General features: G+C 61.9%; 23 protein-coding genes. 7 read left to right on the forward strand and 16 right to left on the reverse strand.

What is annotated here, in order from left to right; all coding sequences use genetic code 11:
• Nucleotides 1-205: 205 nt before the first annotated feature.
• The 3 genes from H145_RS0112990 to H145_RS0113000 form a co-directional block, all read right to left on the reverse strand.
• A complete protein-coding gene (locus H145_RS0112990; protein WP_019948593.1) occupies nucleotides 206-1,543 on the reverse strand; it encodes a family 1 glycosylhydrolase in 1,338 nt (445 codons plus the stop codon).
• An 87-nt stretch (nucleotides 1,544-1,630) separates the two neighbouring features.
• Nucleotides 1,631-3,328, reverse strand: a complete 1,698-nt coding sequence (locus tag H145_RS0112995; RefSeq protein ID WP_019948594.1) for a ribulokinase — start codon at nucleotides 3,326-3,328, stop codon at nucleotides 1,631-1,633.
• Between the two features lie 144 nt (nucleotides 3,329-3,472).
• On the reverse strand, nucleotides 3,473-5,782 hold the full coding sequence (locus H145_RS0113000; protein ID WP_019948595.1) for a S46 family peptidase: 2,310 nt from the start codon (nucleotides 5,780-5,782) through the stop codon (nucleotides 3,473-3,475).
• 115 nt (nucleotides 5,783-5,897) lie between these two features.
• Here H145_RS0113000 and yidD point away from each other — a divergent pair, with 115 nt between their 5' ends.
• A complete protein-coding gene (yidD, locus tag H145_RS0113005; RefSeq protein ID WP_019948596.1) occupies nucleotides 5,898-6,119 on the forward strand; it encodes a membrane protein insertion efficiency factor YidD in 222 nt (73 codons plus the stop codon).
• Nucleotides 6,120-6,165: 46 nt separating this feature from the next.
• Here yidD and H145_RS0113010 read toward each other — a convergent pair whose 3' ends face one another.
• Nucleotides 6,166-7,296: an aldose epimerase family protein gene (locus tag H145_RS0113010; protein WP_083937787.1), complete on the reverse strand. Its 1,131-nt coding sequence runs from the start codon at nucleotides 7,294-7,296 to the stop codon at nucleotides 6,166-6,168.
• A gap of 127 nt (nucleotides 7,297-7,423) precedes the next feature.
• Here H145_RS0113010 and H145_RS21245 point away from each other — a divergent pair, with 127 nt between their 5' ends.
• Together H145_RS21245 and fbaA are read left to right on the forward strand one after the other, a co-directional pair.
• On the forward strand, nucleotides 7,424-8,341 hold the full coding sequence (locus H145_RS21245) for an SdiA-regulated/phytase-like domain-containing protein (RefSeq protein ID WP_157541531.1): 918 nt from the start codon (nucleotides 7,424-7,426) through the stop codon (nucleotides 8,339-8,341).
• 139 nt (nucleotides 8,342-8,480) lie between these two features.
• Nucleotides 8,481-9,566, forward strand: coding sequence for a class II fructose-bisphosphate aldolase (fbaA, locus tag H145_RS0113020; RefSeq protein WP_019948599.1), 1,086 nt, complete (start codon nucleotides 8,481-8,483; stop codon nucleotides 9,564-9,566).
• Nucleotides 9,567-9,782: 216 nt separating this feature from the next.
• On the opposite strand, the gene lgt is transcribed toward fbaA, so the two are convergent.
• From lgt to H145_RS0113055, 7 genes are all read right to left on the reverse strand, one after another.
• Nucleotides 9,783-10,769, reverse strand: a complete 987-nt coding sequence (lgt, locus tag H145_RS22860) for a prolipoprotein diacylglyceryl transferase (RefSeq protein WP_019948600.1) — start codon at nucleotides 10,767-10,769, stop codon at nucleotides 9,783-9,785.
• Nucleotides 10,770-10,888: 119 nt separating this feature from the next.
• On the reverse strand, nucleotides 10,889-11,185 hold the full coding sequence (locus tag H145_RS0113030; RefSeq protein WP_019948601.1) for a hypothetical protein: 297 nt from the start codon (nucleotides 11,183-11,185) through the stop codon (nucleotides 10,889-10,891).
• Entirely contained in the window at nucleotides 11,178-11,810 is a 633-nt protein-coding gene (locus H145_RS0113035) for an RNA polymerase sigma factor (protein WP_019948602.1), read from the reverse strand. Before H145_RS0113035 ends, H145_RS0113030 begins: the two co-directional genes overlap by 8 nt.
• A 290-nt stretch (nucleotides 11,811-12,100) precedes the next feature.
• Nucleotides 12,101-14,074, reverse strand: a complete 1,974-nt coding sequence (gene nadE / locus H145_RS0113040) for an NAD(+) synthase (protein WP_019948603.1) — start codon at nucleotides 14,072-14,074, stop codon at nucleotides 12,101-12,103.
• A gap of 173 nt (nucleotides 14,075-14,247) precedes the next feature.
• Nucleotides 14,248-15,000, reverse strand: coding sequence for a ribonuclease III (rnc, locus tag H145_RS0113045; protein WP_019948604.1), 753 nt, complete (start codon nucleotides 14,998-15,000; stop codon nucleotides 14,248-14,250).
• Nucleotides 15,001-15,175: 175 nt separating this feature from the next.
• Nucleotides 15,176-16,429, reverse strand: coding sequence for a beta-ketoacyl-ACP synthase II (fabF, locus tag H145_RS0113050; RefSeq protein WP_026351495.1), 1,254 nt, complete (start codon nucleotides 16,427-16,429; stop codon nucleotides 15,176-15,178).
• Nucleotides 16,430-16,610: 181 nt separating this feature from the next.
• Entirely contained in the window at nucleotides 16,611-16,847 is a 237-nt protein-coding gene (locus H145_RS0113055) for an acyl carrier protein (protein WP_019948606.1), read from the reverse strand.
• Nucleotides 16,848-17,010: 163 nt separating this feature from the next.
• On the opposite strand from H145_RS0113055, the gene H145_RS0113060 reads away from it, so the two are divergent.
• Both H145_RS0113060 and pyk read left to right on the forward strand, forming a co-directional pair.
• Nucleotides 17,011-17,442 (forward strand): IPExxxVDY family protein, encoded by a 432-nt coding sequence (locus H145_RS0113060; protein ID WP_026351496.1) that lies wholly within the window; start codon nucleotides 17,011-17,013, stop codon nucleotides 17,440-17,442.
• Between the two features lie 59 nt (nucleotides 17,443-17,501).
• Nucleotides 17,502-18,941: a pyruvate kinase gene (gene pyk / locus H145_RS0113065; RefSeq protein WP_019948608.1), complete on the forward strand. Its 1,440-nt coding sequence runs from the start codon at nucleotides 17,502-17,504 to the stop codon at nucleotides 18,939-18,941.
• A 124-nt stretch (nucleotides 18,942-19,065) separates the two neighbouring features.
• On the opposite strand, the gene H145_RS21255 is transcribed toward pyk, so the two are convergent.
• Together H145_RS21255 and rpsT are read right to left on the reverse strand one after the other, a co-directional pair.
• Nucleotides 19,066-19,497, reverse strand: a complete 432-nt coding sequence (locus H145_RS21255) for a DUF433 domain-containing protein (RefSeq protein ID WP_169513194.1) — start codon at nucleotides 19,495-19,497, stop codon at nucleotides 19,066-19,068.
• 197 nt (nucleotides 19,498-19,694) lie between these two features.
• Nucleotides 19,695-19,952: a 30S ribosomal protein S20 gene (rpsT, locus tag H145_RS0113075; protein ID WP_019948610.1), complete on the reverse strand. Its 258-nt coding sequence runs from the start codon at nucleotides 19,950-19,952 to the stop codon at nucleotides 19,695-19,697.
• Nucleotides 19,953-20,292: 340 nt separating this feature from the next.
• On the opposite strand from rpsT, the gene H145_RS0113080 reads away from it, so the two are divergent.
• Nucleotides 20,293-21,282 (forward strand): YheT family hydrolase, encoded by a 990-nt coding sequence (locus H145_RS0113080; RefSeq protein WP_019948611.1) that lies wholly within the window; start codon nucleotides 20,293-20,295, stop codon nucleotides 21,280-21,282.
• 40 nt (nucleotides 21,283-21,322) lie between these two features.
• Here H145_RS0113080 and H145_RS0113085 read toward each other — a convergent pair whose 3' ends face one another.
• Nucleotides 21,323-21,856, reverse strand: coding sequence for an SMI1/KNR4 family protein (locus H145_RS0113085; RefSeq protein WP_019948612.1), 534 nt, complete (start codon nucleotides 21,854-21,856; stop codon nucleotides 21,323-21,325).
• A gap of 318 nt (nucleotides 21,857-22,174) precedes the next feature.
• Here H145_RS0113085 and H145_RS0113090 point away from each other — a divergent pair, with 318 nt between their 5' ends.
• Nucleotides 22,175-22,630: a hypothetical protein gene (locus tag H145_RS0113090; RefSeq protein ID WP_019948613.1), complete on the forward strand. Its 456-nt coding sequence runs from the start codon at nucleotides 22,175-22,177 to the stop codon at nucleotides 22,628-22,630.
• Here H145_RS0113090 and H145_RS0113095 read toward each other — a convergent pair.
• Both H145_RS0113095 and H145_RS24510 read right to left on the reverse strand, forming a co-directional pair.
• Nucleotides 22,569-23,234 (reverse strand): IS630 family transposase, encoded by a 666-nt coding sequence (locus H145_RS0113095; protein WP_169513163.1) that lies wholly within the window; start codon nucleotides 23,232-23,234, stop codon nucleotides 22,569-22,571. The genes H145_RS0113090 and H145_RS0113095 overlap by 62 nt on opposite strands.
• Nucleotides 23,141-23,527, reverse strand: a complete 387-nt coding sequence (locus H145_RS24510) for a hypothetical protein (RefSeq protein ID WP_019947012.1) — start codon at nucleotides 23,525-23,527, stop codon at nucleotides 23,141-23,143. Before H145_RS24510 ends, H145_RS0113095 begins: the two co-directional genes overlap by 94 nt.
• Between the last annotated feature and the right edge of the window lie 47 nt (nucleotides 23,528-23,574).

Consider the following 23,574-nt stretch of genomic DNA (forward strand, 5'->3'; position numbering starts at 1 on the left):
AAAGTAGCTACTCTATTCGGTTACTGCAAATCTGATAGGATTATTTTTTCATAAGTTAGGAATCAGAGAAGCAGAAACGAAAAAAACCGGTCATCCTAAGCGCCACGAAGGACCCTGTACCACTGGTAATTCAGGTAGTACAAGGTCCTTCGCTCCGCTCAGGATGACCGGCGGTATCCTATCTTCTAGCTCCTGTTTCCGCCCATTATATCTCCACCTTCAGCGTGGCGGGGCGGGTGGTTTGCTCGAACAGCTCGCCGTGCGGGATGATGGTAATCTGACCGTACTCGGCCAGCAGCTGCCGGTAGGCGGCGGCTACGGGGCGCGGATTGCGGTCCATATCGAACAGGCCGCAGGCATTCACGGTGCCCTCCTTCACCTCCAGGCCCCGGTTCCAGTCGACCTGGTCGATGAGCGAGTACCAGGTGAAGCCGAGCACCGGCACCCCGATTTTGCGCATCTGCAGGATGTTCACCCACTGCTTCCAGAGCCAGGTGGGCGCCTCGTTGGGGTCGAAGATGTTGGTTTCGGTGTGCATTACCGGCTTGCGGTAGCGCAGGTAATAGTCGTGGGTGATGTTGAACCAGCCCATCACATCGGAGGCCGTAACCACTTTTCCGTCGGGCAGAATCATCCGCTCGTTGCGGCCGTAGTAGTCGTTGCCCATAATCTGGTAGCCCGGCGGCTCGCCGGCCATAAACCAGTTGTACTCCTTTTTGCTCATGCCGTTCTCGCGCAGGTACTGGTACACCTCGCCATCGGGATGGTGGGCATACAGCAGGTCGAGGGCCAGGAAGCGCAGCTTGTTTTCCAGCTGAATCTGGGCCGTGCGCTCGGTGCGCAGCTCGTGGGTGTACTCGGCCGATTCGCTCTGCACGATGACGCAGTCGGGCCGGCGCTTGGCAATCTGCTGGTTGCCCATGATGCTGGCGGCCACCATGTGCTTGAGGGCCGTTACGAAGGCTTCGTCTGATTGCAGCTGCTCGTTCCAGATGCCGTCTTTGGCGCTGAACTTGGCCGTAACGTAGATTTCGTTGATGGGCGTGTAGTAGCGCACCCAGGGGTAGCGCTCGGCCACGGCTCCGCAGTACTCGGCGAAATACACGGGCAGCTCGGGGTTCTGGAAATTCTCCAGCCAGTCGGGCACGCCAAAGTGCATTAAATCCAGAATGGGGGTGATGCCCAGCCGCTGGATTTCGTCCATCACCTTGTCGGCAAATTCCCAGTCGTACTCGCCGGGGCCCTTATGAATGCTGTAGTAAGGCAGGCCGTAACGCAGCACTTTCAGGCCCATTTCGTGCACCAGCTGAATGTCTTTCTGCCAGTGCTCGTAGTGGCCGCACTCTTCGAGCAGGTCGCGGCGCACTTTGCCGTGCTCGATGGTGGGGTACGAGCACTCGATGCCGGTGGCGAACATGAAGTTGCCGGCCGTGCCGGTGGGCAGGCCCTGCCCCGACGTACCGCCGGCCCCGCCGAACTCGTCGCCCTCGTAGTTACCAGTGCCGAAGCGCTTTTTAATTTCTGTCAGAAAGGATTTGGGCATGAATTCGGGAAATGGGAAATAAGCGGAATGTAGCGGCGTACCAGGCAGTACGAGCTAGTAACCGGTAATGTCCAGCTTGTTCCCAAATTAAATCTCATCCTTCCCTCCGGGGCCGGGCGTGGTGGCCTCCACGAACTCGCCAAAAGCCAGGTATTCGGCGTAGCGGGCGCCGTAGGCGGCCACCCGCGCCGGGTCGGGCATGTATTCTTCCGAAAAGCCGCTGCCCATGGCCTGCTGGGCCGCTTCCACGTTTTCATAGCAGCCGGCGGCCACAGCCGCATACATGGCCGCGCCCAGGGCCGGGGCCTGCTCGGAGGCCGTTACCACGATGCGCCGGTCGAGCACATCGGCCAGCGTCTGCATCAGGAAAGCCGATTTTTTGGCCACGCCCCCGATGCCGATGATTTCCTTGATGGCAATGCCTTCCTGCTCGAACCGCTCCAGAATCCGGCGCGAACCGTAGCACAGCGCCTCCACCAGGGCCCGGAAAACTTCGGGGGCGCTGCTGCCCATCGTCAGGTTGCGCAGCGCGCCCTGCAGCTGCAGGTTGGCGTCGGGCGTGCGGCGGCCGTTCACCCAATCCAGCGCCAGCACCGGACTTTGGGCAAAAGGCAGCGCCTGGGCGGCTTCGGTGAGCATTCCCAGCAGGTTGCGCTCGGCTTCCAGCAGCAGCTCTTCGCGCTGCCGGGCATCGAGGCCGGTGGCGCGGTCGAGCACGGCGGCCAGCGGCCAGCTGAGCAGTCCTTCGAACCAGGCCAGCAGGTCGCCGAAGGCCGATTGGCCGGCCTCCAGGCCCACCAGCCCCGGCACCACCGAGCCCTCCACCTGCCCGCAGATACCGGCCACCGGCGGCCGGCCGGCCAGATCGGCGGGCGGCACCACCACGATGTCGCAGGTGCTGGTGCCCATCACTTTCACCATAGCATACGGTGTGATGCCCGCCCCTACCCCACCGGCGTGGGCATCAATAGTGCCCACGGCCACCACGGTTTCGGGGCGCAAACCCAGCTTTGCGGCCCACTCGGGGCTCAGGGTACCGGCGGGCTCGTCGGCAGCGTAGGTTTCCTGGTAGAGGCGGGCGCGCAGGCCGGCCAGTTGGGGTTCGAGCTGGGTCAGAAACTCTTCGGAGGGCAACCCATCCCAGCTGGGGTGCCACAGGGCTTTGTGGCCGGCGGCGCAACGGCTTCGCTTGAGGCTGGCCAAGGGCTGGCCGGTCAGTTCCAGCGTCACCCAGTCGCAGTGCTCCAGCCACGAGTGCGCGGCCTGAGCCACCGCGGGGTTGGTGCGGGCAATGCGGGTGATTTTCGACCAGAACCACTCGGGCGAGTACACGCCGCCCGAGTAGGCGGTGTAGTCGGGGCCGCCCCAGGTGCGGGCCAGCTGGTTGATTTCCTGGGCTTCGGCCACGGCGGTGTGGTCTTTCCAGAGGATGAACAGCGCGTCGGGCTCCTCGGCAAACTCGGGCAGCAAACCCAAAGCCCGGCCCTGCTCGTTCACCGGGCCCGGCGACGAGCCGGTGGCATCCACGGCCAGGGCCACGATTTGGGCGGGGTCATCGACTAAGGCCACCACCTCGCGCACGGCCGCAGTCAGGCCTTCGAGGTGGTCGAGCGGGTGCTGGCGGAACTGGTTCAGGTCGGGGTCGCAGAACTGGCCGGCGTCCCAGCGCGGGAAGGGTTGCACGGCGTCGGCCACCTCGCGGCCGGTGGCTACCTCAACCAGTAAAGCGCGCACCGAGCTGGTGCCAAAATCGAGGCCGATAACGTATTGCGGGCGGGTTTGCATAGCGGAACGGGAGTGGTGGGAGGACTTCAACATACGACTTCCGCCAACAAACCGCCGCAAAAAGCCCCCGCTGCCGGGCGGCAACGGGGGCTTGGGGTAATCAGCTGGAAGTAGCGCCGGGAGTTACCAGGCGCCGGCCTGCTATTACTTTTTGTTCTTCTTGCGCTTGATTTTGGTTTTGCCGCCTTCGTCGGTTTTCACCTTCATCTTTTCCACGTCGCTCAGGTCGGCGCCCATGCTGCTGTTCACAGAGGAGCCGTTCATGGCCGTAGCGGCGCCCACGCCGGGGCTGGGGCCGTCGTTCTGCACGGTCATTTCGTCTACGAGGTGCTTGGCACCGCCCAGCTTGTCGATGCACCAGAGCACGTAGCGGATGTCCACGTTGATGCAGCGCTTCAGCTCGGGGTCGTAGGCCAGGTCGCCGGTCATGGCTTCCCAGTTGCCGTCGAAGGCCAGGCCAATCAGCTCGCCGCGGCCGTTGATGACGGGCGAACCGGAGTTGCCGCCGGTGATGTCGTTGTCGGTGATGAAGTTGACGGGCAGCGTGCCATCCTTGTTGGCGTAGCGGCCGTAGTCCTTGGCCTTCAGCAGCTGAAGCTCCTTGGCGGGCACCACGAACTCGGGGTTGGTGGGGTCTTCCTTCTCCAGAATGCCCTGGGCCGTGGTTTTGAAGTCGTAGCGCACGGCGTCGCGGCCGCTGTAGGGGCGCACCGAGCCGTAGCTCAGGCGGATGGTCGAGTTAGCGTCGGGCGAGTACACCTTCTGGGAGTTCTTTTCGCGCAGGGCGGCTACGTACAGGCGGTTGGCGCGGCCCAGGCCGGCCTGCGAGGCCTGCAGCTTGGGGGCAATGTTCTGCACGTAGTTCGTGAACACCGACTGGTAGGTTTTGTAGGCCGGATCGGCTTCCAGCTTGGCCAGCGAAGGGTTGGCCAAAAAGGCGTTTACCTTGGCTTCCGAGGTCAGGAAGGAGTTGCTGAACACGTAGTCGGCGTACTTGCTCATCGAGCCGCCGTACTGCTTTTTCACCGTGGCAAACACGTCGGGCTGCTGGTCCTGGGGCACGTCCTGCATGTACAGGTTCATCAGGGCCGCAAACACCTTCTGGTCGGTGGGGGCGCTGTAGTCTTTGAAGTAGTCCTTCACCGGCTCGCGCAGGGCTTCGGTGGCCTTGCTGATGGCGCCTTTGTCGCCGCTTTTCAGGGCGTTGGCCAGCGGCATCATGCGGGCGGCCAGTGTCACGATTTCGGTGCCGAAGGCGCCCTCGTTCACGTACTGGCTGCTCAGGTTGTACTGGCGCTGCACTTTGTAGGCCTGCTCGATGGTGCTCAGCGCCTCGCCGTACTGCTGCTGGCGGGCGGGGTCCTGGGCAATCCACTGGGCCAGAGCAGCCTCCTCGGCTTTCTTGGTGTCAACCGTTTTCAGGCGCTTCATGCCCTCATTCTGGCCGATAAAATACTTCCAGTAGTTGGCAATGCTGGCGTACTTGCTGGCGTACTGCAGGCGCAGGTCGGGGTTCTTGTCCATGTCGGCCTTCCAGATTTTGAGGCGCGTGTCGCGGAGCTTGATGCGGGCCGGGTTGCTTTCGTCGAGCGTGAGCTGCAGGCCGGCGGCGGGCAGAAAGCGCTGGGTACGGCCGGGGAAGCCGAACACCATGGCGAAGTCACCTTCCTGCACCCCTTGCAGGGCTACGGGCAGGTGCTTTTTAGGCACGTAAGGCACGTTACCAGCCTCGGGGCCGGCGGTGGGCTTGTTGTTTTTGTCGGCGTACACGCGGAACATGCTGAAGTCGCCGGTCTGGCGGGGCCACATCCAGTTGTCGGTGTCGCCGCCGAACTTGCCCACGGCCTCGGGCGGGGCGCCCACCAGGCGCACGTCGCCGAAGCGCTGGTACACGAACAGGTAGTACTCGTTGCCGCCGAACATGTCGCGCACGTAGGCTACGTACTGGCCGTTTTCCTTGGCGGCCTCGGCGGTTTCGCGCTGGCGCTGCTGGATGGTGGCCATGCGCTCCTGCTCGGGCGTGGCGGCCGTAATGCCTTCCAGCATCTTGGCCGACACGTCTTCCATGCGCACCAGAATGTCGACGAACAGGCCGGGGTTCTTCTTCTCATCGGCCTTGGTGGCGGCGTAGAAGCCGTTTTGCAGGATGTTGTCCTGGGGCGTGCTGTTGCTCTGGATGGCGTCGTAGCCGCAGTGGTGGTTGGTGAGCAGCAGGCCCTGCTTGCTCACGAACTCGCCGGTGCAGAAGCCGCCGAGCTGCACCACGGCATCCTTGAGCGAGGCATTGTTGACGTCGTAAATTTCTTCGGCCGTCAGCTTGAGGCCCTTCTTCTGCATGTCGGCCTGGTTGAGGCGCTTGATGAACATGGGGAGCCACATGCCTTCGTCGGCCCGGGCCGTAAAGGGCAGTAGCAGCGTCAGCAGCAGGGCTTTAGCCCAGTGATTGGTGCGCATAATTGGAGTGATGGGTGGGGAATACGTTTGCACGAAGTTAGGACTTATGGTTTGGATGGCGGTTTTCGGCCGGGCAGCGCGGAACCCAACGCCCGCCCCGTATCTTTAAGCAACCATGAGTTACCTGTTCCGCCAGCTGCTGCTGGGCCTGCTGTGGGGGTACCGCCACCTGATTTCGCCGCTCAAGCCACCCAGCTGCCGGTTTGTGCCTACCTGCTCGGCCTACGCCGTGCAGGCCATCGAGAAGCACGGCCCCTGGCGCGGCGGCCGGCTGGCGCTGCGCCGCATCAGCCGCTGCCACCCCTGGGGCAGCTTCGGCCACGACCCGGTACCGTAGGTTTGAGCTGCAAGCGACAAGCCGCAAGTCGCAAGCTGACCGCCCGTTAGCTTGCGGCTTGCGGCTTGTCGCTTGCAGCTCCGAATAAATAAATCGTGCTGGTGCGCAGCGTGTCGCCGGGGTGCAGGATGGTGCTGGGGAAGCCGGGGTGGTTGGGCGAGTCGGGGAAGTGCTGGGTTTCGAGGCAGAAGCCGGCGTGCGGGCCGTACACCTGACCGTTCTTGCCCGTCAGGCGGCCATCGAGCTGGTTGCCGGAGTAGAACTGCAGCCCCGGCTGGTCGGTGCGCACTTCCAGCGTGCGGCCCGAAACCGGCTCGTACACGCGGGCCACCGGGCGCATCCCTTGGCCGCTAAGCACCCAGTTGTGGTCGTAGCCGCCGGGCACCTGGGCAATACGCGCCCCGATAGCGTGGGGCTGGCGGAAATCCATCGGGGTGGCCGCCACCGGCCGCAGCTCGCCGGTTGGAATCAGTTCATCATCCACTACTGTGTATTGGTCCGCATCGAGCGTCAGCTCGTGGGCCAGCACATCCGGGGTCTGTCCAGCGCTCAGGTTGAAGTAGCTGTGGTTGGTGAGGTTGACCGGCGTGGCTTTATCCGTGGTAGCGGTGTAGTCGAGGCGCAGCGCGTTGTCGTTGGTGAGCGTGTACACCACCGTCACGACCAGGGTGCCGGGGTAGCCTTCCTCGCCATTGGGGCTCGTGTAGTGCAGCGTAAGGGTCTGGCCGGCGGCCGACGTGCCGGGCGTGGCCTGCCATACTACCTTGTCGAAACCCCGCTGGCCGCCGTGCAGGTGGTTGGGGCCGTCGTTGGTGGCCAGCTGGTATTGCTTGCCATCAAGGGTGAACCAGCTGCGGGCAATGCGGTTGCCGTAGCGCCCAACGAGGGCACCAAAGTAGGGCGACTCGTGGGGCGGGCGGCGCAGGTAATCTTCCAGCTTGTCGAAACCCAGCACCACGTCGCCTGGCTGGCCGGCCCGGTCGGGCACCAGCAGGCTGGTGATGATGCCACCGTAGTTGGTAATATCGGCCTGCATGCCGCGGGCGTTCTGCAGCGTGAACAGCCGCACCTCGCGGCCATCGGGCGCTTTCCCAAACGGCACTGATGCGGGCGCGGCGGCTGGGTTAAAGGGCGTGGTGGGTTGCCCGGATTCGGGAGTGCAGGAGTTGGCCGCCATCGGGGGTAGAGGGGTGCAGGGGCCGGAGTTAGCCAGCGCCCAAAAATACCCTTGCGGCGCCAGACTCGTATAGGCAGGCTGGGCGCGGCCTGCGGGCGCGCATTACCTGCTCCTTTCTGCTTTTTATATGCGTGCATTTCTTGTCGTTCCCGCCTTGGCGGCAACGCTGCTCAGCGGCTGCTCCGAAGCCCAGACTACTCAGGCCGAATCTTCGGCCCTGGCCACCACCACCGGCCCGGCGGCGCCCGCTGGCAAGCAGGGCAAGCAGGGCAAGAAAGGCAAAAAGGACAAGGCCGCCGATATTGCCAACCTCACGGAGGTGGGCAAAATGAAGGAGGTGCCCGAAAGTTCGGGCCTGGCCCTGACGGGCGAAAACGGCACTTTCTACACCCACGGCGACGATGGCAATCCGCCCGTGCTGTTCAAGATTGACACCAAAGGCAAGGTACTGGCCCGCATCGACGTACCGGCCAAAAGCCACGACTGGGAAAGTGTGACCCGCGACAACGTGGGCAACCTCTACATCGGCGACGTGGGCAACAACAACAACGACCGCCGGAACCTGGTGCTGCTGCGCCTCAACCCGCTCAACCCGCAAATCGTCCAGGAAATCCACCTCAAATACCCCGACCAGACCGAGTTTCCGCCCAAGAAAAAGGACCGCAACTTCGACTGCGAGGCCACGCTCTGGCACGACGGGCAGGTGTACCTGTTCACCAAGGACCGGGGCCGCGGCGAAACCAGCAAAGTGTACACCGTGCCCGACCAGCCCGGTACCTACACGGCCAAACTGCTCACCAAGCTCGCCATTCCGGGCCAGGTAACCGATGCCGCCCTGAGCCCCGATGGCCGCCGGCTGGTGCTGCTGGGCCGCGAGGAAATGTTTGTGCTCGAAGGCGAAAACCTGGCCACCATTCTCAAGGCGCCGCCCCGCCAAATTTCGCTGAAAGGCGCGGGCCAGACCGAAGGCGCCGTATTTACGAGCGACCAGACGCTGTATATCAGCACCGAGCAAGGGCGCCTGTACACCTACCAGTTCGAGTAGCGCGGCCGCTCAACTCGGCCCGTTGCAGGCAGTTGAGGCGCTTTATTGGTCAGGGCGCTTTCTTTAAGTAAATTTGGCCTAGATATCCCCCCATCCGACGCGCCTCACCCGGCCGCGTCATCACCTCATCCACCAGCAGATGGCTGACCATTCCAACCCTTCCGGCCTGCGCGCCGGCGTACTGTACGGCGACGAAGTACAGCAGCTTTTCGAACACGCCAAGGCCAACGGCTACGCCCTGCCCGCCATCAACGTAACGGGCACCGACACGGTAAACGCCGTGCTCGAAACCGCCCGCGACCTGAATTCGCCCGTTATCATTCAGTTCTCGAACGGCGGCGCGCAGTTCTTCGCCGGCAAGGGTCTGCCCAACGACAAGCAGCAGGCCAGCATTGCCGGCGCTATTTCGGGTGCTCAGCACGTGCACCTGATGGCCGAAGCCTACGGCGTGCCCGTGGTGCTGCACACCGACCACGCCGCCAAAAAGCTGCTCCCCTGGATTGACGGTTTGCTCGAAGCCGGCGAGAAGCACTTCGCTCAGCACGGCCAGCCGCTGTACTCCTCGCACATGCTCGACCTGTCGGAGGAGCCCATCGAGGAGAACGTGGAAACCTGCAAGAAGTACCTGGAGCGCATGGCCAAAATCGGCATGACGCTCGAAATTGAGCTGGGCGTAACCGGCGGCGAGGAAGACGGCGTGGACAACTCCGACGTCGATTCGAGCAAGCTCTACACCCAGCCTTCGGAGGTGGCCTACGCCTACGAGGAGCTGAGCAAAGTGAGCAGCCGCTTTACCATTGCCGCCGCCTTCGGCAACGTGCACGGCGTGTACAAGCCCGGCAACGTGAAGCTGGAGCCGAAAATCCTGCACAACTCGCAGGAGTACGTGCGCGAGCAGTTCAAGCTCGATGCCAAGCTGCCCATCAACTTCGTGTTCCACGGCGGCTCGGGCTCGTCGCAGGAGGAAATCCGCGAGGCCATCAGCTACGGCGCTATCAAAATGAACCTCGACACCGACATGCAGTGGGCTTTCTGGGACGGCATCCGCCAGTACTACCAGAAAAACGAAGGCTTCCTGCAGGGCCAGATTGGCAACCCCAACGGCGACGACTCGCCCAACAAGAAGTACTACGACCCGCGCGTATGGCTGCGCAAAGGCGAGGAAAGCATGATTGCCCGCGCCAAAGTCGCCTTCGACGACCTCAACGCCGCCAACCGCTGCTAGTTTCCGGAGCTGTTAGCTGTTAGCTGTTAGCTGTTAGCTGTTAGCTGTTAGCTGAAAAACGTAAAAGGGCCCCGCACTCATTTGAGTACGGGGCCCTTTTACGTTCACCCCACCCCCAGCCCCTCCCCTCCGGGGGAGGGGTGCGTTCAACGAGTCTTTAGCCTTGCGTCTGGCACCCCTCTCCCGGAGGGGAGGGGCCGGGGGTGGGGTGAACGGCTACTTCTTAGCAGCGGCTTCCGCCGCCTCGTATTCAGCCAAATCGCGCGGGGCGTAGCCGTAGGGGTTTTCGGGGTTCTTGCCGGCGCGCCAGAGCACGTAGAGGCCCATAAACACCAGCGGGATGCTCAGCAGCTGGCCCATGTTGAACTGCATGCCCTGCTCGAAAGCCACTTGGTCTTCCTTGAAAAACTCGATGAAGAAGCGGAACGAGAACAGCAGCACCACAAACAAGCCGAACAGCTGGCCACGGGGCGTGCGCTCCTTGGTGCGGTTCCACATCGAGTACAGCAGTGCAAACAGGAACACGCAGAACAACGACTCGTAAATCTGGGTGGGGTGGCGCGGCACCGCCACCAGCGAACCGGCCGCGACGGTGGCACCGGCCGGGCGGGCCTCTACCTTAATGTCGTCGTTGGGTTGGCGGAAGCGTTCCACCACATAAGAGTTGGCCGGCACGGGCTGATCGGGAGCGAATTGCTGCAGGTGCTCGTAGTCGCGCGGGAACACGAAGGCCCAGGGCGCGGTAGTCGGGTGGCCCACAATTTCGGAGTTCATCAGGTTGCCGATGCGGATGAGCGCGCCGCCCACCGCCACCACCAGCACGATGCGGTCGAGGGTCCAGAGCACATCAAACTTGTTGTTGCGGCTGAACAGCCACACGGCGAAGATGATGCCGATGGTGGCGCCGTGCGAGGCCAGCCCACCTTCCCATATCTTAAAGATGCTCAGCAGGTTGTCTTTGTACTGCGGCCAGTCGTAGAAGAACACGTGGCCCAGCCGGGCGCCCAGCACGGTGCCCAGCAGCACGTAAATCGTAATCACATCCACCCAGCGCGGCGACACCTTCTCCGACTTATACACGTGGCTCAGGATGAACGTGCCCACCACGAAGCCCGACATAAACAGCAGCCCGTACCAACGCAACGTCAGGGGCCCCAGGTGGGCAATAATGGGGTTTTGATTCCAGAGGATGGCACTCAGCATACAGGATACGGCTTCAAAAGATGACAAGAGTTCAAAGGTAGTCAGACATTGGGCTTACGATTCCGCCAACCCCGGCCAGGCCCGAGCGCCAGGCAGCATCGGTGCCCGGGTGCCGGCCGCTACTCGCCGCCGAAGCTGGCTTCCGGGGAGCTGGGCGGCGGGTTGATGGCACTTACCGATTGCAAGGCCGCATCGTCGCCGCTTAGCAGCAGCAGGGCGCTTAGCAGCACGGCGTAGGCGGGCCAGTGCAGCCAGGTGCGCACCGGCAGCCGCTCGGCGGCGGTTTGCTGCTCGATTCGGGCGCGCACCCGGCTGTAAAAGTATGGGCCAGGGCCGGCGGCCGGCGGGGCCGGCAGCTGGCGCAGCAGGTCTTCCCACTCTTCGTCGGCGTTGGGGCGGGCGGCAAAATCAGACATGGCGCGGGGTGGCTTGAAAGTGGGCGCGCAGCGTTTTGCGGGCGCGAAATAACAACGACTCGACGGCGGGCACCGAGGTATGGAGCACGGCCGCTATTTCCTCGTAGCTCAGCTCCTGCTCGTGGCGCAGCGTGAAAGCCACCTGCTGCTGGTCGGGCAGCCGGGCAATCCGGGCCCGCAGGATTTCCACCTGTTGCCGGCCTTCCAGCTCGGCCTGCGGGTGCTCGTGGTGCGCCGGCTCGTGGAGCACTTGGTTGTCCAGCCCGAACAGGCTGGTCAGGTAGGCGAAGCGCTTACGGGTGCGGGCCCGGCGTCGGTGCTTGAGGGCGTGCGAGGTGGCCAGCCGGTAGAGCCAGGTGGTCAGCGTGGCCTCGCCCCGGAACCGGTCAATCGTCTGGTACACCTCCACAAATACTTCCTGCGCCACGTCCTCGGCTTCCTCGGGCGAGCCAAGCAGCGCCAGCACCGTGCGGTAAACCCGGTTCTGGTAGCGTTCCACCAGCGTACGAAACGCTGCCTCACTGCCCGCCTGCAACTGCGCCACCAGCTCGACATCGGCGCCGGGCGGCGCGGACGGCGCAGCGGGCAGCAACTGAGAAAGCGCAGGCAGCGGAAGCGTGTACATCCGGGAAGCAGAAGGAGAATACAGGACCCGACCGGCTCCGGCAATTGCCGCCCGCAGCAGGGTTTCACAAGCTTAGGGCCGCCTGGCGGCCAGAACTTGCGCCCGCGCTTTCATTTATTATTCAACTACCTGCTGAACAAAACATTAAATTACAACAACAGTGTAGAGACGCGACCTATCGCGTCTCGGCGTTGCTGATGTTGCCCGTCAGGCGTCGCCGTTCAACGCCGAGACGCGATGGGTCGCGTCTCTACACCGTTGCTGCAGTAAGAAAGCCACCAACTCACAACCTATAGTTCTGCCAGCTCCTGGGTGTAGCCGCCGCTCAAAATGGGAAAGCGCAGCCAGGAGCGCGGGTCCACGTTGTAGTCGTCGAGGTGGAAGCCGGGGGCGAACCGCTCGCGCTTCCACTGGTTGCGGCTCCAGAGGCTGAAAAAGCGCTTGACGTAGGTTTTGAGCTGCTCGGGGTCGGCGGCGGGGTCTTCGTGCACGAGCGTGGCCAGCACTTGGGCGGGGGCCAGGCGGTCGTAGAAGCCCAGCCGCTCGATGCGGTTGAGCAACGGGTAGGGCATCAGGTCGCGCTCATCGGTCTGGTTGTCTTCCAGGGGGCGCAGCTCGGCGGTGGGCTGCAGGCCGTTCACCCGGCGCAGGCCGGGGTAGTTCAGCTCCGTTTCGGCCCAGCGCAGCCACTGCTTCACAAAATACTTATCGACGCCGGCAATGGGCGAGATGGAGCCGGCCGTGTCGCCGTCCATGGTGCAGTAGCCCACGCTGGCTTCCGAGCGGTTGGAGGTCGTCATCAGCAGGCAGTTGCCAATGTTGGCCAGCATCCAGATGGCGGGGGCGCGCACCCGGGCCTGAATGTTTTGCAGGGCCAAATCGTCGGTTTGCCAAGTAAGGGGGCGGCCCAGCGCGTGCTCAATCTTGCCCACGTAGCCGCTTACTTCGTCGTCAATTTCCCAGTGATAAAACACGGCCCCAACGTCCTCGGCCAGCTCCTGGGCCGAATTGAATGTGTCGTCGGAGGAGTTGACGGTGCCCTGGTAGGCGCAGGTGAGCAGGCGGCCGGTCAGGCGGCGGTTCAGCTCGCGCTGGTTTACGGTAACGGCCTCGGTGCTGGCGGCGGGCAGGTTACCAGCCGGCGCGGGGCTGGGCGAACCATCGGCGGCCACCAGCTCGGCGCGGGCGGGCTCGGCCTCTTTTTCGCCGGTGATTTCCGCTATGTCGGCGGCCGTGAAGCAGCCCGAGCGGCGCATGAATTCGGCCGTACCCAGTTCGGCCGTGCCCAGCCGTACCATTTCAGCCACGGCTACGGCGCACATGCTGGAGTCAGCCCCGCCGCTGAGGCTAAGCACGAAGCCTTTGCTGCGGGCCTTGCGCAGGTAGTCGAACAGCGCCAGACTCAGCGCCTGGTTTAGCTCCAGGTACTCATCGGGCGTGGGCAGGGCCGGAATCTGTTCGGCCAGCGGCAGGTCGGTGGCAAAGTCCACGTCCACGCACTCCAGGTCCACTTCCTTGAAGCTCAGCAGTTGGTTGCGCTGGAGCAGATGACCGTTGCGGGCCACCAGAATTTCGCCGTCGTAAATCATGCGGCCCGACTCGTTGCCCAGCAGGTTGGCGTAGAGGTAGGTGCACTCGAACTTGCGCGAGGCCTTGAGCACCAATTGGTAGCGCAAGTCGGTCTTGCTCATGGCGAAGTGCGAGGCCGAGGGATTCACAATCAAATCCACTTTGCCCTTGAGGCGGCTGGCGGGCCGCACCTCGTCGGGCCGCCACGCATCCTCGCAGATTTCAAACCCGAACCGCACGCCCTGGTGCTCAAACGTAAGGTCGCCCAGCGGCCACTCCTCTCCTGCCCACTGCACCGTGGTGGTTTCGCCGGCCGGCCACGGATGGAAGAAGCGGGGCTCGTAGTGCACCCCGTCGTTGGCCAGAAACTGCTTGGCCGCGAAGCCCAGAATCTGCCCGTCGCGCAGTACGGCAGCCGTATTGTAGGTGCGGCCACTCAGGCGCACCGGCAGGCCCACCACCACGCAGATGCCCTGGGTCCAGGGCCGGATAGTTTGCAGGTGTTGCAGGGCCGCTTCGGGCAGCCAGTCGCTCAGAAACAAATCTTCGCAGCCGTAGCCGGTGAGGCTCATTTCCGGCAAACACAACAGCTCCACCCCGGCTTCTTGGGCCTGGGTTATGGCCGCCTGAATCGTGCGCAGGTTGTGGGTCCAGTCGAAGGGAATCTGGTTGAGGGCGGCGCCGGCTATTCGCATGGTTTGGGGTCGGGAAGTTGGTCCTGCAAATCAACTCCTTTTTCCCGGCTTGGGTTGCTTTTGAACGGCTCTGCGCCCTCTGCGAAACCATTGCGTCCTCTGCGGGCTTAGTCGTTGTTACGATTTTATCCCGCAGAGGACGCAGTGGTTTCGCAGAGGGCGCAGAGCCGTTCTCAAACTCCCAGCGCCGCCAACGCCCGCTCGGCGGCCAGCTGCTCGGCCTGCTTTTTCGAGAGGCCCATGCCGGTGGCCACGGGTTCATCATCGACCATCACCACGGCCGAAAACTCCATCACGCCGCCGGGGCGGGCTTCGCCGGTGAGCTCGTAGCGCATGTTGCGGCTGTTGCGCTGGGCCCACTCAATCAGCTTGCTCTTGAAGTTGGTGGTCGTTTCGGTCATGGCCTTCACATCGACGAAAGGCTTGAGCAAACGGGCGAGCACAAATTTGCGGGCTGTTTTGTAGCCGTGGTCGAGGTACACGGCGCCCACCAGGGCCTCCAGGGCGTTGCCGTTCACGGAGCGCGAGCGGGCCGCCCGGCCCTGGGCCACGTCGAGCTGCACGAGCTTGTCGAGGCCGATTTTGAGGGCGATGCTGTTGAGGCTTTCGCGGTTGACGATGCGGCTGCGCATCTCCGTCAGGAAACCTTCCTGCTCGTAGGGGAACTTGCGGAACAGGAACTCGGCCACGGCCGTGCCCAGCACCGCGTCGCCCAGAAACTCCAGCCGCTCGTTGCTTTGGTGGCGGGCCTGCTCGCCCTGCTGGCGCACCACCGACGAGTGCGTAAAGGCCAGCCGGTAGAGCTGCACGTTGCCCGGCGCCCGGCCCGTAATCGTGGTAATGGCCTGCCGAAAGGCCCGGTCGCGACCAATCAGCCGGCGAAAAAAGCCGAACAACGGCAAAGGCTGGCCGGGAGGCTTGGGCATGCTGTTTTTACTGTAATGAAGCTGTTAAAAAAATGTCATGCTGAGCGGAGCGGAGCGTAGTCGAAGCATCTCTACCGCACTGCTAACTCCTTGACATTAGGAGTAGCGTTGCCCGCGAGATGCTTCGACTGCGGCTGCGCCTTCGCTCAGCATGACACGTTCTTTTTCCTGGTATCTACTCGCTTACCTTCCGGAAGATAACCGACGTGTTGTGGCCGCCGAAACCGAAGGTGTTGCTCATGGCGATGTTCACTTCGCGCCTCTGGGCCTCGTTGAAGGTGAAATTCAGCTTCGGGTCCAGCTCGGGGTCGTCGGTGAAGTGGTTGATGGTCGGCGGCACCATGTCGTGCTGCATGGCCATGATGCAGGCCACGGCCTCGATGGCCCCGGCGGCGCCCAACAGGTGGCCGGTCATGCTCTTGGTCGAGCTGATGTTCAGGTCGTAGGCATGCTCACCGAACACTTTCTGGATGGCCTTCACCTCGGCGCCGTCGCCCAGGGGCGTGCTCGTGCCGTGGGTGTTGATGTAGTCCACCTCCTCGGGCTTGATGCCGGCGTCGCGCAGCGCGTTCTGCATCACCAGCACCACGCCGTTGCCCTCGGGGTCGGGGGCCGTGATGTGGTAGGCATCGGCCGACATGCCGCCGCCAATCAGCTCGGCGTAGATTTTGGCGCCGCGGGCCTTGGCGTGCTCGTACTCTTCGAGCACCAGCGCGGCCGCGCCCTCGCCCAGCACAAAGCCGTCGCGCTCCTTGTCGTAGGGGCGCGAGGCCTGCTCGGGCGCGTCGTTGCGCTCACTCATGGCCTTGAGGGCGTTGAAGCCGCCCACGCCCGATTCGGTGATGGCTGCCTCCGAGCCGCCCGTCACGATGACGTCGGCCATGTTGAGGCGGATGTAGTTGAAGGCCGAAATAATCGAGTCCGACGACGACGCGCAGGCCGAGGTAGTCACGAAATTGGGGCCCCGGAATTTGTGGCGGATGGAAATGTTGCCCGACGAGCTGTCGGCAATCATTTTCGGAATGAAGAAGGGGTTGAAGCGGGGCGTGCCGTCGCCGTTGGCGAAGGCAATGCACTCGGCCTGCAACGACGTGAGGCCGCCGATGCCCGAACCCCAGATAACGCCCACGCGGTCCTTGTCGATGCCTTCCTCGTTGAGCCGGGCGTCTTCGATGGCCTCGTTGGCCGCAATCAGGCCGAACTGGGTGAAGATGTCCATTTTGCGGCCTTCTTTGCGGTCGAAGTAGTCGTCGGGATTGTAGTCCTTTACTTCGCAGGCAAAGCGGGTTTTAAACTTGCCGGCATCAAAGCGCGTGATGGGCGCGGCGCCGCTGCGGCCGGCCACCAGGCCTTCCCAGTAGGCGGGGGCAGTTTTGCCGACGGGGGTAAGGGCACCCAGGCCGGTCACGACAACTCTCCGGAGAGACATAGGCTAGTTTGAGTAGCGGGAAAATGGAAAGGGTACAAAAGCAAACCGGCCGGCGGCAGGCCGACCGGGAAGCAGTATCTAGTAGCTGGTATTGAGTAGTGAGATAATGTGCTGACGGTCCATAAAAACCCCGTTGCACGTCATCTCACTACTCAATACCAGCTACTCAATACTTAAAAGTCTACTTAGCGTGCTCTTCGAGGTAGCTGATAGCCTGACCCACGGTGCCAATGTTTTCAGCCTGGTCGTCGGGGATGGACACGTTGAATTCTTTTTCGAACTCCATGATCAGCTCAACCGTGTCAAGCGAATCGGCGCCCAAATCGTTGGTGAACGAAGCCTCGGGGGTTACTTCCGACGCTTCAACACCCAATTTATCGATGATGATGGCCTTTACTTTCTCTGCAATTTCAGACATTTCCGTGGGGGTTTAAAAGAAAACTCGGCACAAATAACACCATCTTCGCTAACATTGTCAAACTTCCAGCCCCTTATCTTGTGGGTGTAAGATTATGGCCCTGCCAGTTTTGTGGGCCCGGCAGGCCGCGTACTTTTGCCTTTTCGCCCCCGCCCCGCCGCTTATGAAAACCTTCACCCTCGACGTGGATTACGCCTGCGACTTCGACCTGTTCGGGCTCGTTTCGTCGTCGCGCGAGCACACGCTGGCCTGGGTGCTCAACCGTACCTTGCACCTGCGCCTCATCAAGCAGCCCGACCTGATTTTCGACTTGCTGCAGAAGGGCCGCCTCGTGATTAGCAACTACCTGCACGCCACCGAACACCACACGCTGCGCCTGTTCCGCAACCGTAGCGCCGACGCCTCCGCCCTGAAAAAACCCTACCTCGCCCCCGACATCCGCCAGTACGACTACCTGCTGCAGATTAATGCCGGCGGCGCGGGTCTGCCCCCCACCCCCCAACTTATTGCCCAGCTCACGGCCCTGCCCGAAGTGCAGCTCGTGAGCCAGTTCGACCCCAACGACCTGAAGTTTAAAGAGAACTTTCTTTTCTGAGACGCCGGCCACTCGGCCGGCGCCTCTTTCTTTTCGCTTTTCAGTTTCTCCGCTACCTCATGGAAGTCACGCCGCATTTCAATAAAACCAAGATAATTGCCACCGTTGGGCCGGCCTCCAACACCTACGACAAGCTGGCCACGCTTATGCGCGAGGGCGTCGATGTGTTTCGGCTCAACTTCTCGCACGGCTCCCACGAAGACCACCAGGCCGTTATCCACACCGTGCGCCGCCTCAACAAGGATTTGCGCATGAACGTGGGCCTGCTCCAGGACTTGCAGGGCCCCAAAATCCGCCTCGGCGAAGTGGAGGGTGGCCAAGTCGAAATCAAGGCCGGCGACAAAATAAAGCTGGTGTGCGGCGAGAAGGAAATCAGCACCGCCACGCGCCTGAGCACGATTTACATGGGCCTGGCCCGCGACGTGAAGCCGGGCGACATGATTCTCATCGACGACGGTAAGCTAGAGCTGCGCGTGCTGGCCACCGACCGCGACCAGGAAGTGGACGTGGAGGTGGTGTACGGCGGCCTCGTGAAGCCCCGCAAAGGCATCAACCTGCCCAACTCCGACGTGTCAGCCCCCTCCATGACGGAGAAGGACATCGAGGACCTGCGCTTCGGCCTCGAAAACGACGTCGACTGGATTGCCCTTTCGTTTGCCCGCCGCGCCGAGGATATTCGCTTCATCAAAAACCTGATTGCCGAGAGCGGCAAAGCCATCCGGGTAATAGCCAAAATCGAAACCCCCGAGGGCCTGCGCAACCTCGACGAAATCATTGCCCTCACCGATGCCGTAATGGTGGCCCGCGGTGATTTGGGCGTGGAAGTGTCGATGGAGGAAGTGCCGATGGCCCAGAAGAGCATCGTGGCCAAGTGCAATAAGCTGGGCGTGCCCGTGATTGTGGCCACCCAGATGATGGAGAGCATGATTACGGCCCCGCGCCCCACCCGCGCCGAAACCAGCGACGTGGCCAACGCCGTCATCGACGGGGCCGATGCCGTGATGCTGTCGGCCGAAACCGCCGTGGGCCAGTACCCGGCCGAAGTTATCCGCTCGATGGTGGGCACCATCAAGAGCGTGGAAACCCAACTCCCGAGCCTCTACAACCACTGGTTCCCCATCGACCCCGAGGCGCCCTCGTTCATGGTCGACAGCGTGCTGTCGGCGGCCTGCCACCTGGCCAAAAATACCAAGGCCAAGGCCATTACCGGCATGACGCACCGCGGCTACACGGCCTTCCAGATTGCCAAGTACCGCCCCCAGGCCAACATCTTCATCTTCACCGACAACCGCCCGCTGCTCACGGCCCTGAGCCTCATCTGGGGCGTGCGCGGCTTCTACTACGACCGCCTCGTCAGCACCGACAGCACCATCTCCGACATCAAGTTCGCCCTCACTGCCTCGGGCCACCTACAAAAGGGCGACGTATTCATCAACACCGCCTCCATGCCCATCAATAAAAAGGGCAAAACCAACATGGTGAAAGTGAGCGTGGCTTAATCTTGAAACCACTGAAGTGTGAAAGGCCTGCTGGAACTTGGTTCCGGCAGGCCTATTTTAGTCAAGCTCGGGTGTAGAAGCCGAAGTAATATGACGGTTACGCTCCAGACATAATCATCTATTCTTAGGACATCTCACGTCGCAAATCAATCAGCAACTCTGCAGCAATTTTCCATCTGTCCCTCCCACTTCCTTCTTCCAGCATTTCGCTCATGGAGCCAAGGAAGATTGAATTATGACCTTTAACAATAGTCGAGCTACCTAACACTATTTCTTCAAAGTCAGAAGTGTCCACAGGCCCCTCCTGCTTCCTTCTCAGTGAGCAGTTGTGGCAAAACACTACGGGCATATCAATCTTGCACTGCAGTGATGAACAGTACTGGAGCGCCTGCCTGATTTCGGAAATTTTCAATTCGAAATCGTCAACCACCTCTTTTAGATTTCTATCCTCTATCAGACTTACAACGTCTCCCACAGCCAGCCTCCTACCATCAACTCTGGGGGAGCCACCTAGCACTAGTTCTGTACATACGATAGCAGGGAATTCGCAGCTCATGCTAATCTGTATTAAGCAGGTTAATGCCCGCATTGCAGCCGCAACAGCAGCGGTAGGTTTCCTGACTGCTCCAGGCGTACCAGATATAGACCAGCGGGCAGCCTGGCTAGTGCCACCGTGGCTCGTACGGCGGAGCGCAGCAAGGCCCGACACTTGCGCATCGGGCCTCACTTTATAGAGAGCAGACCGGTGGGTGCTTAGGCAGCCAGCGACTTCACGAACTTGGCCAGCTTCGACTTGTTGTTGGCGGCTTTGTTCTTGTGAATGATGTTCTTCTTGGCCAGACGGTCCAGCATCGACGACACTTTCTGGAACTGCGTCTGAGCAGCCGAAGCATCGGTGGTGGCGCGCAGCTTCTTGATAGCCGTGCGGGTAGATTTTGCCTGGTAACGGTTCAGGACGCGCTTAGCTTCGTTGGAACGGATGCGCTTAAGGGCGGATTTATGGTTTGCCATGAGGGTTGATTATGGTCTTCTGCTCGAATTCTGTTCAATTGCGGAGTGCAAAGGTAAACCTTTGCGCTGAATTAGCAAGGGGGATATGAGATTGTGAGAAGCGAACCGTCATTCAGAGTGAAGCGAAGAATCCAGCGGGCCGGCCTTGAGTTGCCATTCCAGCGGTGGCCCCCGAGATTCTTTGCTTCGCTCTGGATGACGGTTCTTTCCGCACGCCCGAGAATTAGTATGCATGCCTACCATTGTTCTTTGTAAATTGCTTGCGTAACCCGCCTTACAATCTCCTTCTGTCAATCCCACGCCCTGCTAGCCAACTATTTCCTGCCGCTTTACCTGCCCCATGCCCCTCGTTGCCGAATCCAAGTACCAGCCCCCGTTCTACCTGTTCAACGGCCATCTGCAAACCATTGTGCCCAGCCTGTGGCGCACGGTGCCCGGGGTGCAGTATGAGCGCGAGCGGGTAGAAACCGAGGACGGTGACTTTCTGGACCTCGACTGGTCGCGCCAGCCCACTGGCGGGCCGGCCACTGACACGCTGGCCATCGTCTCGCACGGGCTGGAGGGCGACGCGGGGCGGCCCTACGTGCGGGGCATGGTGCGGGCCCTCAACCAGGCCGGCTTCGATGCGCTGGCCTGGAACTACCGCAGCTGCAGCGGCGAAATGAACCGCCTACTGCGCTCCTACCATCTCGGCGACACCGGCGACCTGGATTTTGTGGTGCGCTACGCCCTGGGCACGGGCCGCTACCGCCGGGTGCTGCTCACGGGCTTCTCGGCCGGCGGCAACGTCACGCTCAAGTACCTGGGCGAAAATTCCGCCCGCGTACCCGCCGAAGTGGCGCGGGCGGCCGTGTTCTCGGTGCCCACCGACCTGCGGGCCAGTTCCCACCACATCGGCCGCTTCGAAAACCGCATCTACCTGAAGCGCTTTATGAAGACGTTGCGCGAGAAGATGCGCCAGAAAGCCGCCTTGCTGCCCGGCCAGGTCGACCTGACGGACCTGGAGCTGCTGCAGAACTTCCCGGAGTTCGACGACCGTTTTACGGCCCCCATGCACGGCTTCGCCTCGGCCGAGGAATACTACGCCCACGCCAGCTCGGGCCGCTACCTCAGCGGCATCCGGGTGCCCACGCTGCTGGTCAACGCCCAGAACGACCCGTTCCTGCCCCCCTCCTGCTTTCCCCGCGATGTAGCCGCCGCCAGCCCCCACGTGTTCCTCGAAACGCCCACCGATGGCGGCCACGTCGGCTTCGGCGAAGGTGCACCCGATGGCGCGTACTACTCAGAACGGCGGGCCGTGGAGTTTCTGACGAGCGAGGTGCCGGGGTAGGTGAGGTTGGCAGATTTTATTCGCAGCAGTAACTCTTGGATTACAAGTCGGATATATACGGGTTCCGGTAGTCGTAGAGTACCATAGCATCTTCTAAGTAGAGGCTTAGAAAGGTGGCTAAGGAATTGGTAATGACCTTGAACTCTCCACCAATAGCCATAATCCCTATTTCGTAGCCGGGGCCAGATTCTGCCGTAATAAACCCATATTCCCAACTGCGGTGCATGTAGTCTACAAACACCGTGACCGTGGTGGTTATCTGCTTGGCGCCCCGCCCGGAATAGACCAGCAAATCCTCCTGCTTGGAGCGAAGGTCTTCAACGGGCAGAAAGTAAAACTCTTCGCTTTCGACACCATTCGGATAGGTGAATGCCATGCCATTGCTCCGCTGGTACAGGGCAAGAAAGTCCGCGGGAAGGGTCACGCCTTGTTGCCGCGCCATTACTTCTACATCATTAACCGGCCGAGTGGTTGGCAGCAATGATCTGCTTTGCCAATGCTGCATCAGTTGGTCTAACGTGGCGAGGAGGATGGCATTTGGCATAAAGCAGTGCAACAAATAAAGAAGAGGCATTCAAAGTAACACTCCTGCCAGCAAGTAACCGGCTTTAGCTTTCCCTCCAGTGGCCAGCGGACGTGCCCCTGGGCTCACCGGGGAGTTGTTGATTCCAAAATTCCCCGCAACCGGGCGGCTCCAAAAAGTCCCTTCATCTTCTGGTTCCCATTCCTTAACATAGTTGATGTCCTCAGACCGAGCGTGGAAAAGTAGCGTCTGGGCTTTTTAGTGCGGGACGGTACTGGCGCAGCACTGTTGTAAGCGCTACCTGGTTACCTTTCGTGCTGACCGCAACCAGCAGCGGCACCATCGCCCTGTTAGCTACCCCTGCTTCTTATGTGGACTTCTGCCCGCAAGCGCCTGCGCCGCCTGGAGGCGAGCTGGCAACAGCCCGGTTTGCGCTCCGTCCACTTCCCCCAGGTGGCCCGCTACTACGATGCGGTCCAGCACGAACCCGCGTACTACCGCCTGCCCGACCAGACCTGGGAAGACCTGAACGGCGAACTGCTCTTTGAGTTACTCGATGCCACGGTGAGCCGGGTGGGCCAGCAGTGCCTGTACCACCGCCTGCGCAGCCCGCTCGCCGACGAAGCCGCCCTGCACGAGTTTGATGCGGCCGCCACGCTGCTAGGCCAGCAACCCGCAGCCCGCGGGCAAACCCTGCTCGCCCTCGACCAGCTGACGGCCGACGAGACGTACTATAGCGGTTTCGTGAACGGTTTACCAAACTTCAGGCGGGTGTGGTATGATAGCCGCAGTGGTCAAACCAGCTCCGTGCATCGGCGCTGGTAATCCAGTGTACGGCGTCTTGCAGCGCGTCGGTTAAGGCCTTACGGGTGCGGGCCTGCGCCGTGCGCAACTTGGTTTTGAGTTTGCTCCAGGCCTGCTCCACGGGACTGAAGTCGGGCGAGTAGGGCGGCAGAAACAACAGCTCCACGCCCCGCTCGGCCAGCCACTGTTTTACCCCGCTCAGCTTATGAGCGGACGCATTATCGAGCACCACCACGTCGCCTGCCCGTAAGCCGGGGGCCAGACACTGCGTGATGTACCAAGCGAAGCGCTGCTGATTGAGCGCCCCATCCAGCACTTGCACGGCCTGCAGCCCCCGCACCGACAACGCCCCGATCAGCGTCAGCGCCTTGCCCCGCTGCAGCGGGCTGGCCCCGCCTACCCGTTGCCCGCCCGGAGCCCGGGCATAGCGGCGGCCATAGTCCAAGCGCAGGGCCGTCTCGTCGAGAAAGTGGAAGCGGGCCACGTCGGGGCGGGTGCACACGCTGACTACGTGTGCGGCGCGCGCCGTCCTCACCCGCGGCGTGTCGCGCTCAGTGGCGTGCTGGCTTTTTTTTTGCGGCGCAAGTTGTGCTCCTCCAACACATCCCAGATACAGGTCTGGCACACGGACCGGCCCGAATATGCCTGCCAGGCCTGGTTCAACTCGCTGAGCGTGGCATCGGCGTGCTCCCCCACATAGGCCACGAGCCAGGCTTGATCGTCGGCCGAGAGCAAGCGCTCGACACCGCCACGAGCGGGTTTGGGCTGGAGCGAGCCGGTTTGGTGTTGATGAGCGAGCAACTTAGTAATAAACGAGTAACTCACGCCGAAGCGGTCAGCTACCTGTTGGCGGGTCGTGTGAGGCTCCGCGCTGGCGGCGGCCACGCGGGTGCGCAAATCGAGCGAGTAGGGTTTCATCACTGGTCAACCATAACAGATGGTAAACCGTTTACGAAACCGCTATA

Origin of the sequence: Hymenobacter aerophilus DSM 13606 (genome assembly GCF_000382225.1) — a bacterium.
Taxonomy (GTDB): domain Bacteria; phylum Bacteroidota; class Bacteroidia; order Cytophagales; family Hymenobacteraceae; genus Hymenobacter; species Hymenobacter aerophilus.